General features: G+C 67.2%; 13 protein-coding genes. 2 read left to right on the forward strand and 11 right to left on the reverse strand.

The annotated features are described in order from the left end of the window. Positions 1–633: 633 nt before the first annotated feature. The 6 genes from ABNF97_RS14240 to ABNF97_RS14265 all read right to left on the reverse strand — a co-directional run bounded on the left by ABNF97_RS14240 (position 634) and on the right by ABNF97_RS14265 (position 9,235). On the reverse strand, positions 634–1,161 hold the full coding sequence (locus tag ABNF97_RS14240) for a hypothetical protein (protein WP_349338812.1): 528 nt from the start codon (positions 1,159–1,161) through the stop codon (positions 634–636). 222 nt (positions 1,162–1,383) lie between these two features. After that, the gene (locus tag ABNF97_RS14245) at positions 1,384–1,659 is read right to left on the reverse strand and encodes a hypothetical protein (RefSeq protein ID WP_130465229.1); all 276 of its coding nucleotides are present in this window, start codon (positions 1,657–1,659) and stop codon (positions 1,384–1,386) included. 364 nt (positions 1,660–2,023) lie between these two features. Beyond that, entirely contained in the window at positions 2,024–3,547 is a 1,524-nt protein-coding gene (locus tag ABNF97_RS14250; protein WP_349338813.1) for a type I restriction-modification system subunit M, read from the reverse strand. Continuing rightward, a complete protein-coding gene (locus ABNF97_RS14255; RefSeq protein ID WP_349338814.1) occupies positions 3,544–5,040 on the reverse strand; it encodes a restriction endonuclease subunit S in 1,497 nt (498 codons plus the stop codon). Before ABNF97_RS14255 ends, ABNF97_RS14250 begins: the two co-directional genes overlap by 4 nt. Next, complete coding sequence (locus tag ABNF97_RS14260; RefSeq protein ID WP_349338815.1) at positions 5,037–8,528, reverse strand: DEAD/DEAH box helicase family protein; 3,492 nt, start codon at positions 8,526–8,528, stop codon at positions 5,037–5,039. The genes ABNF97_RS14255 and ABNF97_RS14260 overlap by 4 nt, the downstream gene beginning before the upstream one ends. A 395-nt stretch (positions 8,529–8,923) precedes the next feature. Beyond that, on the reverse strand, positions 8,924–9,235 hold the full coding sequence (locus ABNF97_RS14265; protein ID WP_130465233.1) for a hypothetical protein: 312 nt from the start codon (positions 9,233–9,235) through the stop codon (positions 8,924–8,926). Positions 9,236–9,606: 371 nt separating this feature from the next. Here ABNF97_RS14265 and ABNF97_RS14270 point away from each other — a divergent pair, with 371 nt between their 5' ends. Next, the gene (locus tag ABNF97_RS14270; protein ID WP_165436882.1) at positions 9,607–10,035 is read left to right on the forward strand and encodes a peptidase inhibitor family I36 protein; all 429 of its coding nucleotides are present in this window, start codon (positions 9,607–9,609) and stop codon (positions 10,033–10,035) included. Positions 10,036–10,267: 232 nt separating this feature from the next. Here ABNF97_RS14270 and ABNF97_RS14275 read toward each other — a convergent pair whose 3' ends face one another. Further along, positions 10,268–10,690, reverse strand: coding sequence for a hypothetical protein (locus ABNF97_RS14275; protein ID WP_130465235.1), 423 nt, complete (start codon positions 10,688–10,690; stop codon positions 10,268–10,270). A gap of 86 nt (positions 10,691–10,776) precedes the next feature. Continuing rightward, the gene (locus tag ABNF97_RS14280) at positions 10,777–11,340 is read right to left on the reverse strand and encodes a winged helix-turn-helix transcriptional regulator (RefSeq protein WP_349338816.1); all 564 of its coding nucleotides are present in this window, start codon (positions 11,338–11,340) and stop codon (positions 10,777–10,779) included. Positions 11,341–11,437: 97 nt separating this feature from the next. Between ABNF97_RS14280 and ABNF97_RS14285 the strand changes: the two genes are divergently transcribed. After that, complete coding sequence (locus ABNF97_RS14285; protein ID WP_130465237.1) at positions 11,438–12,628, forward strand: serine hydrolase; 1,191 nt, start codon at positions 11,438–11,440, stop codon at positions 12,626–12,628. Between the two features lie 59 nt (positions 12,629–12,687). On the opposite strand, the gene ABNF97_RS14290 is transcribed toward ABNF97_RS14285, so the two are convergent. From ABNF97_RS14290 to ABNF97_RS14300, 3 genes are read right to left on the reverse strand one after another with little or no spacing between them, the layout of a single operon-like run. After that, entirely contained in the window at positions 12,688–13,458 is a 771-nt protein-coding gene (locus ABNF97_RS14290) for a MerR family transcriptional regulator (protein ID WP_349338817.1), read from the reverse strand. A gap of 45 nt (positions 13,459–13,503) precedes the next feature. After that, positions 13,504–14,265, reverse strand: coding sequence for an ABC transporter permease (locus tag ABNF97_RS14295; RefSeq protein WP_349338818.1), 762 nt, complete (start codon positions 14,263–14,265; stop codon positions 13,504–13,506). Beyond that, entirely contained in the window at positions 14,262–15,056 is a 795-nt protein-coding gene (locus ABNF97_RS14300) for an ABC transporter ATP-binding protein (RefSeq protein ID WP_349338819.1), read from the reverse strand. Before ABNF97_RS14300 ends, ABNF97_RS14295 begins: the two co-directional genes overlap by 4 nt. Positions 15,057–15,114 lie beyond the last annotated feature (58 nt).

Below are 15,114 nucleotides of genomic sequence, written 5' to 3' on the forward strand. Positions count from 1 at the left end.
ACGCCGGACCCGGGCTGCCGCGTTCATGCCACCACCAGCCGGATACCTCATCACCCCGACCTACCCAAACCATCGACGCGGATCACGCGGACACGTCGAGGGACGTCAGCCTTTCAACCTCTGTAGCAATTGGCGGCTGCCGTACTAGCCATTCCGCGTAACGATGGGTTGCGCTGTATGGTCGACCGTCGGTGGGTGCGGCGACACGCCGGATCCGTTGTGATGCAACGAGAAGACGCAGAACCCCAGTATGAGGGTGTCCCTCATACTGGGGTTCTGCGTCAACCCCGGCCGCGAGCACGACACCACCGCGCTGCGTGCCACGCCGAGATCCTGCCCAGCCTCGTCCAGGCCGGCGATGACCTGCGCGCGCTGGGAGATCTGGGCCACGAAAGGCGGTCCAATACGATCACCGTAGGTTCAGAAAACCTAAGACCGTTGACACTTCACCAAGCTGTATCAGCAGCTCAACAAGGCCCGCAACAGCATCCGGGCGATCGGCGAGTGCGGCAACTCGCTACATGCCGCCGATCGTGCGTGTGGGCCCAGTACGGTCGGCGCCGCGTGTAGGCGGCTGCCGCCGGACCGGGCGTCTCGTCCACCCGGTGAATGCGAATCGCCGGATGCCTCAGCTCAGGGATGGGGGCCTGAGCGGCGCCCGGTGCCGCCGTAGAGGTGTACGCGGTGGTCGGCATCGCGGTTCGGCTGGCCGCGCACGAAGCGGTCGTGGGTCACCTGGCCGTGGCTGACGTGCACCAGCCAATCCTCGTAGTACCAGCTCGGGTCGCAGGCGCAGCCGGTGAACCGGAAGTTGGCCCGGTAGCGGCCAACCTGCCCTGGAGTCAGCGCGAACAGGCGAGTTGACGCAAACGGGCGCGGATAGGCCGCCGAACCGGGTAGCCGATCGACGGTCACCGACGCCTCGTCACGGCCCAGCCAAAGACCGACATTGCGAGCCTGCTCAACACCTCCGGCCAGTACCAGGTCATAGCGTTCGTAGTTGACCGCCTCGTCAGCCAGGACCTCGTGGATGACCACGTCGGTCTCCGGCATTGGCCGGGGCAGGGCCATCGCCTGGTCGAGGCCGCGACGGGCATTCGCGGCCGGCGCACCGCGTGCCGCAGCCGTCCACCGCACACGAACCCGCTGGATGACGATCACACCCCAGCTTCGCCGAGCCCGCGTTCCACACGCTAGCCAGTTTCCGCACATACCACCGATGTACGCTGCCTCGCTGCCGGAGCGCTTGATCAGGTCCACGCCACATGCCGCCGTCCGTGCGCGCCGCCGGAGCTAGAGCCGTTACCGGACGACTTCCAGGATCGCGGATCTGAAGCGTTAGCTGCGCTGTTCGACAACCTAGCGGCAGTCGGGTCGAGCTGCCTACTTCACCATCCGCACCGGCTGACCGGCTAGGATGCCATAACCGACACCAACAAGGGTCACGACGCCGACCGCAGCGAGGACCCCGCCAATCAGCCGTTCCAGCAGGATGAAACGCGCTAGACGCTTCTCGTACGGGACACCTAATGACCAGCGCCACGGTGGCACCCGACGCAACACGCTCGCGGTCGCCATCGACTGCCGCACGTGCCACTCTGTCACGCCACGGAAGTTGGTAGCCAAGGCGACGCCGACGAGACCCACGGCCACGCTCATCGCGGCACCTGCCAGGAGACGCCACATCTGCATCTGACTCCTCTCCGGCGCGGTCACCGGGTCATAGACAGCGATTCCTACCTCGCAGCTGTGCCGCCGCATCCCCCGTTCATCGAACCCGTACTCTCGACAAGCTCGTTCGGCGAAAACTTCAGCCGGAAACTCTGCGTGGCGGGCGGCGCCGAGCACGGCGGACCGCTCTGCCGCCGGATCTTCCGCGACCCGGGCGGTTGCGCAGTATAACCAGCTTCGGGCTGCACCTCCCGTAAGAGCCGTACGGCTCGCCGTAGCGTCGGGAAGTCTCGGGCCTTGACGCATATTCGCATCGGGTGTCCTGCCGCCCGGCGTCCTCCGGCACCCGCGCCTATGCCGAGCCCTCCTGCGCAGGCTCGTCGACTGTGGTCGTCGTCGTACGCGACGACAACGCCTCGGCGATGGCAGTGAACTCGCGCAGAGCCGCCTCCAGGTCCTCCACGATTTCCTGGGCGATCACCTCGGGCGGCAGCAGTGCGTCGGCGTCCTCCAGCGAGGCGTCCTTGAGCCAGGTGATGTCGAGGTTGACCTTGTCGCGGGCGATCAGCTCGTCGTACCCGAAGGCTCGGAACCGCTCGTTCGCGACCCGCTCGGCGCGGTCCTTGCCGGGTAGGTAGCAGTCGACGAAGTCCTGGAGGTGTTCCCGGCGCAGCGGGTTCTGCTTCAGCGTGAAGTGCTGGTTGGTCCGGAAGTCGTACACCCAGAGCTTGGTCGTCCACGGCTCCTCGCGGGCGCGCTTGCGCTCGAAGAAGAGCACGTTGGCCTTGACCCCGCCGGCATAGAAGATCCCGGTGGGGAGCCGGAGCAGGGTGTGCAGGTCGTACTGCTTGAGCAGCCGGCGCCGGATCACCTCGCCCGCGCCCCCCTCGAAGAGCACGTTGTCCGGCAGCACGACGGCGGCCCGGCCGTCGATCTCCAGCAGGGATGCGATGTGCTGGACGAAGTTGAGTTGCTTGTTGGCGGTGGTCGCCCAGAAGTCGTCGCGTTCGATCTCCCGCTCCTCGCGGGTCGCCCGGCCGTCCTCGCCGACCATCCGGATCGAGGAGCTGCGCCCGAACGGCGGGTTGGCCAGCACCAGGCTGGCCCGCCGCTCCGGCTTCTTGCCGAGGGCGTCCCGCACCTCGATCAGCGACGGCCCGTTGGGGGTGCCGATGCCGTGCAGCAGCATGTTCATCGCGGCCAGCCGAGCGGTGCCGTCGACCAGCTCGGTGCCGTGGATCGCGCCGTGGGCGAGCCGGCGCCGCTGGTCGGGCGTGAGCGCGGCGCCGTGGTGGCGCTGGATGTGCTCGTACGCGGCGAGCAGGAAGCCGCCGGTGCCGCAGGCCGGGTCGGTGATCGTGTCGTCCGGGGTCGGCAACATGCAGTCGACCATCGCAGCGGTCAGGGCGCGCGGCGTGAAGTACTGCCCGGCACCGGACTTGGTGTCCTCGGCACCCTTGGCCAGCAGTTCCTCGTAGGCGTCGCCCTTGACGTCGACGCCCGCCTGCGACCACTTCTCCTTGTCGATCAGGTCCACGATCAGCCGCTTCAGCTTCGCCGGATCCTGGATCTTGTTCTGCGCCTTGCGGAAGATGGTGCCGAGGGTGCCGGGCTCGTGCGCCAGCCCGGTCAGGATCTTCCGGTACTGCACCTCCAGGTCGTCGCCGTCGGTGTCCAGCAGGGTCTGCCAGCTCAGCTCGTCCGGGACGATCTGCTCCGGCTTGATCTCCCGCTTGGCCCGCTCGTCGGCCATCTTCAGGAACAGCAGGAACGTCAACTGCTCGACGTAGTCGATTGTAGACACCCCGTCGTCGCGCAGCACGTCGCAGTAGTTCCAGAGCTTCTGCACCAGCCGGCGCGGATCCACATTGCTCACAGCGGCAGCTCTCCCTGCTGGTAGTCGCGGCCGATCACCCTGGTCGGCGGCGCCGGCTTGTCTTTCTGCGTACGGCGCCCGCGCGCCGCCCGCTGCTTAGGTGGTACGGCCGCCCGCTCGGCCCTGATCCGCGCCAACAACTCCGACGCAGGCTCGTCGTTCGGGTCCTGCGGCACGAGGCGCCCGGCGAATGCTGTCGCCAGTAGAGCAGTGCGTAGCCCGTCAGCCTTGAGACGGGCGGACTCGATAGCCTTTTCCATCCCGTCCAACAACGACAGGTATTTTTCTGCCAACTCGACCAGGTAGGACTGCTCGACCAACGGCGGGACAGGGACAGGGAACTCTTTCATTTTGCGCAAGCTAATCGAGGCTAGGTTAACGCTCTGGAGCCCGTTAACCTCGAACCATCGTCGCCCGAAGCCGTTCGCGTGCCACGCTAGCAGTTTGGGATGAAGGACACCCCCGGAGATCCGGGCGCGGAATACATGGTTCTGGTGGATGCAGCCGGGCACCTGATTCTCCCAGATCCACCCTCGCCCAAGCTTGTCCCGATCGCCGCCCTCATTGAGGAGCACGTCCCCTTGCCGAAGCCGCAACTGCTCAGCCTTCTGCGGCGAGACCCGAATATGCGCTACTTCGGTAAGGTCCAGATAGGCCCGTTGTACGTTCGCAACCCGGAGATACGGGACCTCGACGAAACTCGGATCAGATTGCCGTTTGTTGTCCTTCGTAACTCCGCCCACAACGTCAGCGATCTCCCGCAGGCGCATCCATTTCCATGCTTCGGGAATAGGCGGCAGCTCACCGTCATCAACGCCGGCTGGGGCGGGACGGGACGCTGTTACGCGATCGGGCCCCAGGCTGAGCTGACCGGTACTTGCAGCGAGCATAACCTGATCACGAAAGCGGTTTATGCGTCCGGTAAGCGCAGATAGCTGCGCAATCCCCGAATCAACAACCGAGAGGTGATCTTCGAGAGTGGCTACGATGCGGCGCTGCTCGGCGAGTGGCGGAACCGGGATGGGAACCTTACGGATTTCGCCCAACCCAAGGCGGGGCCTGCCGACGCCGCGAATGCGGTTGGCAGCATATCGCCGAGTCGTCGGCGCCATCATGGCGTAGACAACCCACTTCGCCACCACCCCTGAATGCAACCGGACCCGAATACAATCGGCTTTCACTATCGCTGGCCCGTCGAGCGTCGGCGCCAAACACACTCTCGGCAACTCTTGCCCTAAAGATGCGACAAGAAGATCACCCTGGCGCACGTTATGTACGCGCAGCTTCTCGTAGTGATCAAGGCTTATATACGCTCTCTCGTTAACAAACTGACCATCGCCGATATTCTGAAGCCTTATGACTCGTGCGCCTTCATCTGTATAGTGCGCCGAAGTTAGATTCGAACCGAACGGACCGTCTGTGATCGCGCGAGGCTCGGAGGCTTGCAGCTCGTCCAGAGTTGCCCAGACCCAGCCAGAAGGTAGATCGTTCACGCCGACAGCTCCTGGTTGAGTTCGGTGATCAGGGGGGCGGCGCGGGGGCCGAAGGCGTTGACGAAGCCGTCGACGCCGCCGCGTTCGGTGAAGGGGGCGCCGTCCAGGTCGTCGGGGGTGAGTTCCACGCTGACCGCTATCACGTCCTTGATCCTTTCCAGCCACCACACCTGGTCGGCTGTGAACGTAGCCCCGCCCTGCTTCTGCTGGTGCAGCCACCCTCGGAAGCGCTCCTCGACCAGCGACCGGTACGGCTTCAACTCCTGGTCGATCCCCAACTCATACCTGACCAACGAGATCAGGTCGGTGACACCCCGGTGCCCCGGCGCATCCGCCGTCCTCCCCAGCAGCACGTACGCCTGCCAGAGCGAGTCGGGCGTCCACGCCTGCGGGGGCCGGGCGATCCGGGCCGCCAACTCCTTGAGCTGGTCGAAGCCGACCCGCCCCTCCCCCTCGTAGAAAAGCTGCAACGCGGTGATCTCGTCCCGGTGCTGCTCGATGTAGTCGTGCCAGCTTCGCACGGTCACCTGGGCCCGCTCCTCCACCGGTACGCCGCGAGCCTCCAGCAGCGTGTCTACGTTGCCCTCGTCGATGACGATGTCGTGCGCCCGCCGGATCTCCATGATCCGCTCTCGCAGCTCCGGCTTGGCGGCCAGTGGGCGCAGCGCGGTCGCCATCAGTCCGCGTACCGCCTCCGGGCCGGCCTCGCGGGCCGAGTTCAACTGTTCCGGTGCCACGGCGTCGACCAGGCCGCGCACGATCTCGGTCATCGGCTGACCGGCCAGCTCGTCCAGTTCGCGCTTCTCGTCCTCACTGAGCTGCTGGTTGAGCCGCGACAGCCGGGACGCGAGCGTAGCGACCTCGTTCGGGGTGGCGCTGAGCCGGCCGGCCTTGCCGAGCAGTTGGCTCAGCGACACCTGCCGCTCGGTGTGCCGCTCCAGCGGTACGGCCTCGTCCAGGTCGGCATCCGTCACCCCGACCGCGTCGACGATGACGAACCGCTCCTTCACCTCGGCGTCTTCGGTGACCGCCTGGAACTCGGCGGGGTCGATGGTCCGGGCGCCCCGCCCCTTCATCTGCTCGAAGTACGTGGCGCTGCGCACCCGACGGAGGAAGAAGACACACTCCAGCGGGCGTACGTCGGTGCCGGTTGCGATCATGTCGACGGTGACCGCGATCCTCAGCTCCGGGCTGTTCCGGAACGCCTGGATCAGGTCGTCGGGGTTGTTCCCCTCCCGCCGGGAGGCGTAGGTGATCTTCTGCGCGAAGTCGTTGCCCCTGGCGAAGACCTCCCGGACCATCTTCACCACCTCCTCGGCGTGGTTGTCGTCCCGCGCGAAAATCAGCGTCTTCGGCACCTTCGACCGCCCGGGGAAGATCTCGGTGAAGAGCCGCTCCCGGAAGGTCTCCAGCACCAGCCGGAGCTGTCCCCGGGAGATGACCGACCGCCCGACCTGGCCGCCCTCGTACGCGAAATCGTCCTCCAGTTCCTGGTAGCGCTCGGCCCGGGTCCGCCGGTCCCGCATCGGCACCACCGTGCCGGCGTCGATCCGCTCGCCGGCCTCGGTGATGTGCGTCTTGATCCGGTACACGTCGAAGTCGACGTTGACGCCGTCGGCGACCGCCTGCTCGTAGGTGTATTCCGAGACGAGGTTCTGCTGGAAGAAGCCCATGGTCTGCTTCACCGGGGTGGCGGTCAGCCCGACCATGAACGCGTCGAAGTATTCGAGCACCGCCCGCCACTTGCCGTAGATCGAGCGGTGGCATTCGTCCACCACGATCAGGTCGAACGTCTCCGGCGGGATCTCCGGGTTGTAGCCCACCTCGGCCGGCTCGTCCAGGTCGTAGTCGTCGTACGCCTGGTCGTCGGAGTCGACGTCGGGCAGCTCGCGCCCGCTCAGCGCCCCGTAGAGGCGTTGGATGGTGGAGATGACGACCTTGGACGAGCCGAGCATCCCCGCCCCGGAGAGCCGGTCGACGTTGTACAGCTCGGTGAACTTCCGCCCGTCCCCGGGCGTCTGGTAGGCCGCGTACTCCCGGAGAGTCTGCTTGCCGAGGTTGTTGCGATCGACCAGGAACAGGACCCGATGGGCCCGCGCGTGCTTGAACAGCCGGAAGCTGCTGGTCACGGCGGTGAAGGTCTTGCCCGCGCCGGTCGCCATCTGGATCAGCGACCGGGCGCGGTCCTCCGACAGCGACCGCTCCAGGGCCCGGATCGCGTCGAGCTGGGCGGGCCGCAGTCCGTCGCCGTCGAGCGCCGGCATCCGGCGCAGCCGGGCCCGCAGCGTCGGCGTCGCCGGGTCGTCCTCGGCCTCCCGCATCCACCGCGCCAACGTCTCGGGCCGGTGGAAGGCAAAAACCTCCCGGGTACGCGGAGACGGGTCCAACCCGTTCACGAAGGCCGTCTCGGTGCCGGTGGCCAGGTAGCCGAAGGGCAGCGGCTCGTCCCGCCGCCATGCCCGCATCCGCTGCTCGGCGGTCAACCCGCCCCGGTAGCGGTCGAGCTGTGCCTCCGCGCCCCGCGGTGCGGTGCCCTCCCGCTTCGCCTCGATGACGCCGACGAGCTTCTGGTCGACGTACAGCAGATAGTCGGCCCGACCGGTGGCGAGGGTGACCTCGCGGACGGCCACGCCCGGCCCGGCGAAGAGGTTGAGCTGGTTCTCGTGCTGGACGACCCAGCCGGCCGCCGACAGCTGGCGGTCGATCTCCGCCCGGGTCTGCAACTCGTTGAGCGGCTCCCGGGACGCCCGGCGGGCCCGGGAGATGAACTCCTCCCGCTTGGCCGCCGAGACCTTGACCGGCTTGCGGCTGTCGAACTCGCGCTGCGCGTACTCGGCCTGAGCTTCGAGGGTGGCCACCAGGTCGACCGTCGTCTCCCGGCGCGCGTCCGACTCCCGCACCGCCCGGTCCGCCGCCGCGACCGCGTCCGCCTTCGCGACCGCCAGGGACTTCTTGCCGGCGAGCAGCAGTTTCGTCTGCGCGAGTTCCTCCTGGTAGCGGCGCAGCTCGGCGTGCAGGCCATCCACCACGGACTGCGGCACCTGCTGCGGAGGCGGGCTCGGCGGCACGAAACCGATCGGGGTACGGTCTCCGGTCAGGGCGCGGTGGAACCACACGCCGAGGTCGAAGCTGGTACGCAGCAGTTCCAGGGCGCTGCGCAGCTCGTCCAGGTGATCGTGCACCGCCTTGTTGCCGACGTTCCGGAGGCGGTTGAAGGCGGCGAAGATGTGCGGCACCAGCGCCCCACTGGCGTTCAGCGCCTGCACCTGGTGATAGAAGCTCCCGCTCACCGGCTGCGCCCCGGTACGCCGCACCAGTTCCCGGGCCAGTACGTCGCCGAAGGTGCGGGTCTTGAACATCGCCGCCTGGGCGTCCACATAGATCAGTGATTCGGCACTGGCGCCGTACCAGAGCAGCAGTGGGTGCGCCTCCAGGAAGCCGAAGTTGGCGGACTGCTCCGCCAGTTTGCGTGTGTACCGAGGATCCATGAGTCCCACTCGCTCCGTAGCCGTCGGCGAACAGGCCAGGATAAGGGCCGTCGATCGGAGCCGAAGACCCACGAACGACCCACATCTAAGTCGTCTCGGGCCGCCCACTCCTTACCGAAGGAATGAAAAGCACCTGCTCAGACACTTGTTGATCAGTGTCTCGACCGACTCTCCACTGCGACCGTCGGGGCGGAGCAGCACTGTCGAAAAGCTGACACCGGACGGTCCCGACCGATCAGGCACGGCTGACGGGAGTTAGCTCGACAGGGCGAGGAATGGTGTCGATCAAGTCGACGGACGCCATCTCCAGCGGTCGGCCGCCGTGCCGACGGTGAACTCGGGCGACCGGTGCGGGGGTTCACCGTACGTGAGGACGCACCCGGTACGCAGGCCGCTCAGCTTCCGCATCCGAGTTGAGTGCGCTCGATCTCGCCAAGTTGAAGGACGAAATCGTCGCTGCGTGAGCCACCGAGCACGACTCGCGTGCTGCCGGCCTCCATGTGGCCCTGCGTCGCCTCGGTTTTGACCGCGACGACGTTGTGGGCGCCCATCAGCTCGCGGTAGTCGATCGTTGTAGTGCCGGTGAAACTGTCCCACTTCGAGGATTCGACATGCCGCAGGGGATAGTCGACGAGCCATTCGACGGCGGAGATGAACGCCTCGAACTGAGCCCGTGCGTCGCGGACGAATTCGCGGATCTCGTGCACGGCGGGACCGCGGCCGTGCGTCCCCTGGGGTCGGGCGAGCGTCCGTTGACTGGACCTACCGATGCCCGAGCGCGGCGGGGTGGGGACTGTGTCTGCCGCTTGAAGTCGATATGAAACCAGCCGAGCGTAACGTTCCGTCCGCCACCGGGCCCAAATCGTGGCCGTTACCGCGGGCTGACGACTGGCTTGATTCGCTCGCGTTATCGCGGGCCAACACGAAGGGAGGCCGGATTCTGGCCGACTCAACCGCGCCAACAGCGCTGACGAGAGTGTCCGAACCGAGCACATCCGACAGGTCTAGGCCACGAGTTGGTGGACCTGACAAATACGGGAGAGGCACAAGCATGAGGAAAGTAAGAGCCTTGATGTTGGTGGCTGCTGTTCTGGCGTCGATGCTGTCGACGACCGGCACCAGTCACGCCAGCGCGGGCGACGACAGGACCACGCCCACCGCATCGCCACTGGTCCTGGACGCGGCGGCCCCGATTTGCCCGGCTGGGTACGTGTGCCTGTTTGTGGACGTCGATCAGAAAACAGGCGGGTACATGTGGGCGGCTGGTGCTTACCACAGCAACTTCACACAACTTCCGTGTGAACCAGGTTGGAAATGCAAAACCCTCGGTGACTTCAACGATGAGGCCAGCTCCTGGCACAACAATACAAACAGGACCTACTGCGTCTCCTGGGGCATAAACGGCGGCAACCCCGACAACAGCATGCCCCCGGGCACCTACGGGAACTTCACCACCACCGGTTGGAACGACGAGGCTTCGTCGATCGGCTTCATCGGCTGCCCGTAGCCCGGGCGATGCGAGCCCCAGCCAGAGGAACGGCCTCTGCTGGGGCGCGCACTCCGCAGCCCCCGTGTCACCACCAGCAGCCCAGACGGCCTGATCGGATGTAGTCAACACGGCCGGCGCGGTCGAGGACCATCTCATCGGCCAGGGCAGGTGCGGCGAGTTGCCCAGAACGGGACGGAACCCGCACGGGCTGCCAGCTACCCGTGCCGGGGTGCTCCGGACAGCACTCTCGTCACCGATCCTTCCGGCCGAGCCGGACGGCGACGATTCCGATGATCAGTTGGACGACCACGGCGCGGGCGGTGACGTCGAGCAGGCTGTCCGGAACGGTCCGCCACGGCCCGGAGAGGTTCAGGGCCAGAGCCGACAGCCGCATCGCCGCGAGGATCAGCAGGGCCACCCCGGCGGGCACCAGCGCGAACCGCCACGGGTGCCGCGCCAGGTACGAGCCCTGGCCCGCCGCGGCAAGAGCTGCGAAGACACCGCCGACAAGGAAGAAGAGAGTGACGCCGTTCATCAGCGCCGCGATCAGGCCACCGGCGGTCCGGTTGGCGTCGGTGAGCCAGAGGACCAGAAGGATGCCCGCGACGCTGCCCCCCGACAGCCATGCCGTCGACCACGGCCAGTACCGCCACACCTCGCCCCACGCTCTCACGTGCCCTCCCCATCGAGCGCTCCATCGCGGAATCCTTGAAAGACCGACGAATGACGATCATAGGTTCCGGGCCGGCGGAGCCGACCTCAGACGCGGCTCTGGATCGCGGTAGCACCGGGATCAACGGTTGCACCGGAATCAACCGTGTCGCCCATCGCGGCCTCGTACGCCGCACGAAGCTTGTCGCTGGCCCGGGGAGCCTGCGGACCCGGCCCCGGGATGCCGAGATGGAGGTGGCGTAGCTCCTCCATGAACTGGTCGAGAAGTTGGGGGCCACCGTCGCGGAGCACCTCCGCACGGACGCGCAGGCGTCGTTCGCCGTCGCGGTGGGCCAGGCCCCAGGACCCGAGCGCCACCATGATCGGCAGCACCTGGATGCCCGCTTCGGTGAGTGAGTAGGCGACCCGCTGGCCGCGCCGGGCGCTCTGCCGGGTGAGCAGCCCGGCCTCGGTGAGCCGTCGCAGACGGCTGCTCAGGATGTTGGTGGCGATGCCCTCCTCGCTGCCGGCGAGGAGTTCACGGAAGTGGCGGCGGTTGCCGAACATGATGTCGCGCAGTACGAGCATCGCCCAAGGGTCGCCGAGTATTTCCAGCGCCTGGTTGATGGGACATCCGGACCGTGTCCCGGTGTTCGTCCGCGGCTCCTGCATAGTGATTGCAATCTACCATTGCTTACCCTAGTGTCGGCCGTGAGTAGTTGCAGATTCGCATCACCAGGCCGCCGGGTGCCGGCCCGGGAGGAGAAAGATGGCCGCTGGTGGCTTCTCAACGACACGGCTGGTCCGGCTACGCGAGTTGCTCGAGCGGCACGTCGAGTCGGGCTTCGTCCCAGGTGTACTGGTCGTCCTCGCCCGCCACGGCGAGGTGCACATCGAAGCGACCGGCACTCTCGCGTTCGAGGGTGCCGGGTCCCAGACGCCGATGGCAACCGACACGATCTGCCGCCTGGGCTCGATGACCAAGCCGATCGTCGCCGCGTGTGCGATGACGCTCGTCGAGGACTGCACCCTGCGCCTGGATGACCCGGTCGACGATCTCCTCCCGGAGCTGGCGAACATGACCGTGCTCGCCGATCCCGACGGGCCACTGGACGCCGCCGTTCCGGCGGAACGTCCGATCATGGTGCGGGATCTGCTGACCTACACCCTCGGCACCGGCGTGGTTCCCGCCGAGCCGGGAACCGTCCCGATCGCCGACGCGCTGGACACCCTCGGTGCGCAGCCGCCCGACGAATGGATCCGCCGGCTCGGCGCGCTCCCGCTCGTCCACCAGCCGGGTGAGCGCTGGATGTACGACGTCGCCGCCAACGTGACGTCCGTGCTCATCGCCCGGGCCACGGGCAGGTCGTTCGGGGACGCCCTGCGCGAGCGCATCTGCGATCCACTCGGGATGAAGGACACCGCCTTCACGGTGAGCGACGCGAGCATCGGCCGGCTGGCCACGGCGTACGAGCGTGACGATGCCGCCTCCGGCAGGCCGGCGGTCGACGACGGCCCGGACGGGCGGTGGAGCCGGCCACGGGTGTTCGAATCAGGTGGTGGCGGTCTCGTCTCAACCGCCGACGACTACCTCGCCTTCGCCTCGACCCTGCTCGCCGGCGGCACCCACCACGGCGAGCGGGTCCTGTCGCGGCCGTCGGTGACCTTGATGACCAGCGACCACCTGACCCCGGCACAGCGGGCCGTCTCCGGGTTCTGGCCCGGGTACTTCGACCACATGGGCTGGGGTTTCGGCATGTCGGTGCACACCCGCCGCACCCGGCTCGGCCCCTCGGTCGGCAGCTACGGATGGCCCGGCTTCTACGGCACCGCCTGGTACAACGATCCCGCCGAGCAGCTCACGGCGATCGTCCTGATGCAGCGGGCGCACATGGGAAACCAGACGCTGCCGATGTGGAACGACATCTGGACCACCGTCTACCAGGCGATCGACGACTGATCGGGCGGGGCGACAACGACGGGCGCGGCGACAACGACGGGCGGAACCGGCATCAGTCATCAGTCGGGCGGTTTCGCCAACCGCTCCAGCCGGGTCCAACTGGCCCAACCACGCTCGCGCATCAGGTCCAGCATCCGCTGCGCCCGCGGGTCGGTCTCCAGGGCGAGTGCGTCCAACAGCTGCGACGACAGGTCGTCCTGCGTCGCCTCGCCGGAGTTGGCCACGTACTCGGCCAGGCTGGCGGCCATGATGTCGGCGGCCTCCGCCAGCCGTGGATCGTCGTCCTCCGCGTCGCTGTCGATGACCTCGGACAGCACCCGGTAGAGCCGGAGGTACCGCGGGTCGTCGAGCTGTGCGAGTTTTCCGGAGATGTACCCGCGGATCCGATCGGGCGAGTGAGCCCCGACCAGGATCCACCCGTCCCGCTCACCCCGCACGAGCCGCTCCGACACCCCGAGCTCCCGAAGCCGATCAAGATAGTCGATCACCTCGGGTGGAAGCACCAGACTGTCCCCGGCGACGAGTTGCGCCACCTGCTTGCGGCTGTTCTCCAGCCGTTCGATCTCGTCGCGTAGCTGGTGGTCGATCCTCTGTACGGCTTCGGCGAAGGTCGACGCGTCGGCTTCGAGCATCTGACCGATCTCGGACAGCGGCACGCCGGCGTTGGCGAGGGTACGGATCTTGATGAGGGCGACCACAGCCATGGCGCCGTACCGTCGGTAACCCGAAGCGTCCCGTGCCGGCTCGGGCAGCAGCCCGATCTGGTGGTAGTGCCGCACCGCCCGCACCGTCACGCCGGCGTACGCCGCCAGTTGGCTGATCGTCAGCATGCTCTCATCCTGCCCTCAACTCGCCCAACGCCGGTCGGCGCCGGCTCAGGAGATCCTGCGCCGGTAGGTGATGTTCGCGAGGACGTAGGCCACGACGAGGATGCCGACGCACCAGGCGAGGGCGGTCCAGACGTCGGTGCCGACCGGCTGCTCGGTGAAGAGGCCGCGAATCGCGTTGACGATGGAGGTCACCGGCTGGTGCTCGGCGAAGGCGCGCACCGGGCCGGGCATGGTGTCGGTGGGCACGAAGGCCGAGCTGATGATGGGCAGGAATATGAGCGGATAGGAGAACGCGGTCGCGCCGTCTATCGACTTCGCGATGAGACCGGGGATCACGGCGATCCAGGTCAGGGCCAGGGTCAGCAGGACGAGGATGCCCGCGACCGCGAGCCAGGCCAGCACGTCGGCGCCCGAGCGGAAGCCCATCAGCAGGGCGACACCGACGACGAGGACCAGCGAGATCATGTTGGCGAGCAGCGAGGTCAGCACGTGCGCCCACAGCACGCCCGAACGGGCGATCGGCATGGACTGGAACCGTTCGAAGATCCCGCCCTGCATGTCGGTGAAGAGCCGGTACGCCGTGTAGGAGATGCCCGAGGCGATGGTGATGAGCAGGATGCCGGGAAGCATGTAGTTCACGTACGAGACCGACCCGGTGTCGATCGCGCCGCCGAAGACGTAGACGAAGAGCAGCATCATGGCGATCGGTGTGATCGCGGTCGTGATGATGGTGTCCAGGCTGCGTGTGACGTGCCGCATCGTCCGTCCGGTCAGGACGGCGGTGTCGGCGAGGAAGTGCGCGGTCATGGCTGTCCCCCTACGGTGTCGCCGACGACCGCGAGGAAGACCTCTTCGAGGGAGGGCTGCTTCTCGACGTACTCGACCTTCGCGGGCGGCAGCAGTTGCTTGAGTTCGGCCAGGGTGCCGTCGACGATGATCCGGCCGTGGTGCAGGATCGCGATCCGGTCGGCCAACTGCTCGGCCTCGTCCAGATACTGCGTGGTGAGCAGCACCGTCGTACCGCCCTCGGCGAGCTTCTTGACGGCCTGCCACACCTCGATTCGCGCCTCCGGATCCAGCCCGGTCGTCGGCTCGTCGAGGAAGACGACCGGCGGATTCCCGATGAGGCTCATCGCGATGTCTAGGCGGCGGCGCATGCCCCCGGAGTACGTCGCCACCCGCCGGCCGCCCGCCTCGGTCAGCGAGAAGCGTCGCAGCAGGTCGTCCGCGATCGCGCCCGGGTTGTCGAGGTGCCGCAGCCTGGCGACCAGGACGAGGTTCTCCCGCCCGGTGAGGATTCCGTCGACCGCCGCGAACTGCCCGGTGAGGCTGAAGGAACCGCGTACCTCGGCGGGCTGCGCCGCGACATCGAAACCGTTGACCCGGGCGGTCCCGGAGTCGGCCCGCAGCAGCGTGGCCAGGATCCTCACCAGCGTGGTCTTGCCCGCCCCGTTCGAGCCGAGCAGGGCGAAGATGCTGCCCCGGGCCACCTCGAGATCGACGCCGCGCAGTACGCGCAGCTCCTTGTAAGACTTCTCCAGGCCCTGCACCTGGATCGCGGGTCCGTCGGCCCGGTCGGTTGTTCGCGGGATGCTCATGGCAGCCAGCATGGAGGGTTGACGTAGCGTCAAGGTCAAGCCCTTTCGCCACCCGATC

It is taken from the genome of Plantactinospora sp. B6F1 (assembly GCF_040120695.1).
Classification (GTDB): Bacteria; Actinomycetota; Actinomycetes; order Mycobacteriales; family Micromonosporaceae; genus Plantactinospora.

Bases quoted from the DNA above. Each gene is read 5' to 3' on its own strand.
- ABNF97_RS14290 (WP_349338817.1), bottom strand. From the start codon at position 13,458: ATGCTGACGATCAGCCAACTGGCGGCGTACGCCGGCGTGACGGTGCGG.
- ABNF97_RS14285 (WP_130465237.1), top strand. From the start codon at position 11,438: ATGGCCGCTGGTGGCTTCTCAACGACACGGCTGGTCCGGCTACGCGAG.
- ABNF97_RS14300 (WP_349338819.1), bottom strand. From the start codon at position 15,056: ATGAGCATCCCGCGAACAACCGACCGGGCCGACGGACCCGCGATCCAG.
- ABNF97_RS14295 (WP_349338818.1), bottom strand. From the start codon at position 14,265: ATGACCGCGCACTTCCTCGCCGACACCGCCGTCCTGACCGGACGGACG.
- ABNF97_RS14245 (WP_130465229.1), bottom strand. From the start codon at position 1,659: ATGAGCGTGGCCGTGGGTCTCGTCGGCGTCGCCTTGGCTACCAACTTC.
- ABNF97_RS14260 (WP_349338815.1), bottom strand. From the start codon at position 8,528: ATGGATCCTCGGTACACACGCAAACTGGCGGAGCAGTCCGCCAACTTC.
- ABNF97_RS14280 (WP_349338816.1), bottom strand. From the start codon at position 11,340: ATGCAGGAGCCGCGGACGAACACCGGGACACGGTCCGGATGTCCCATC.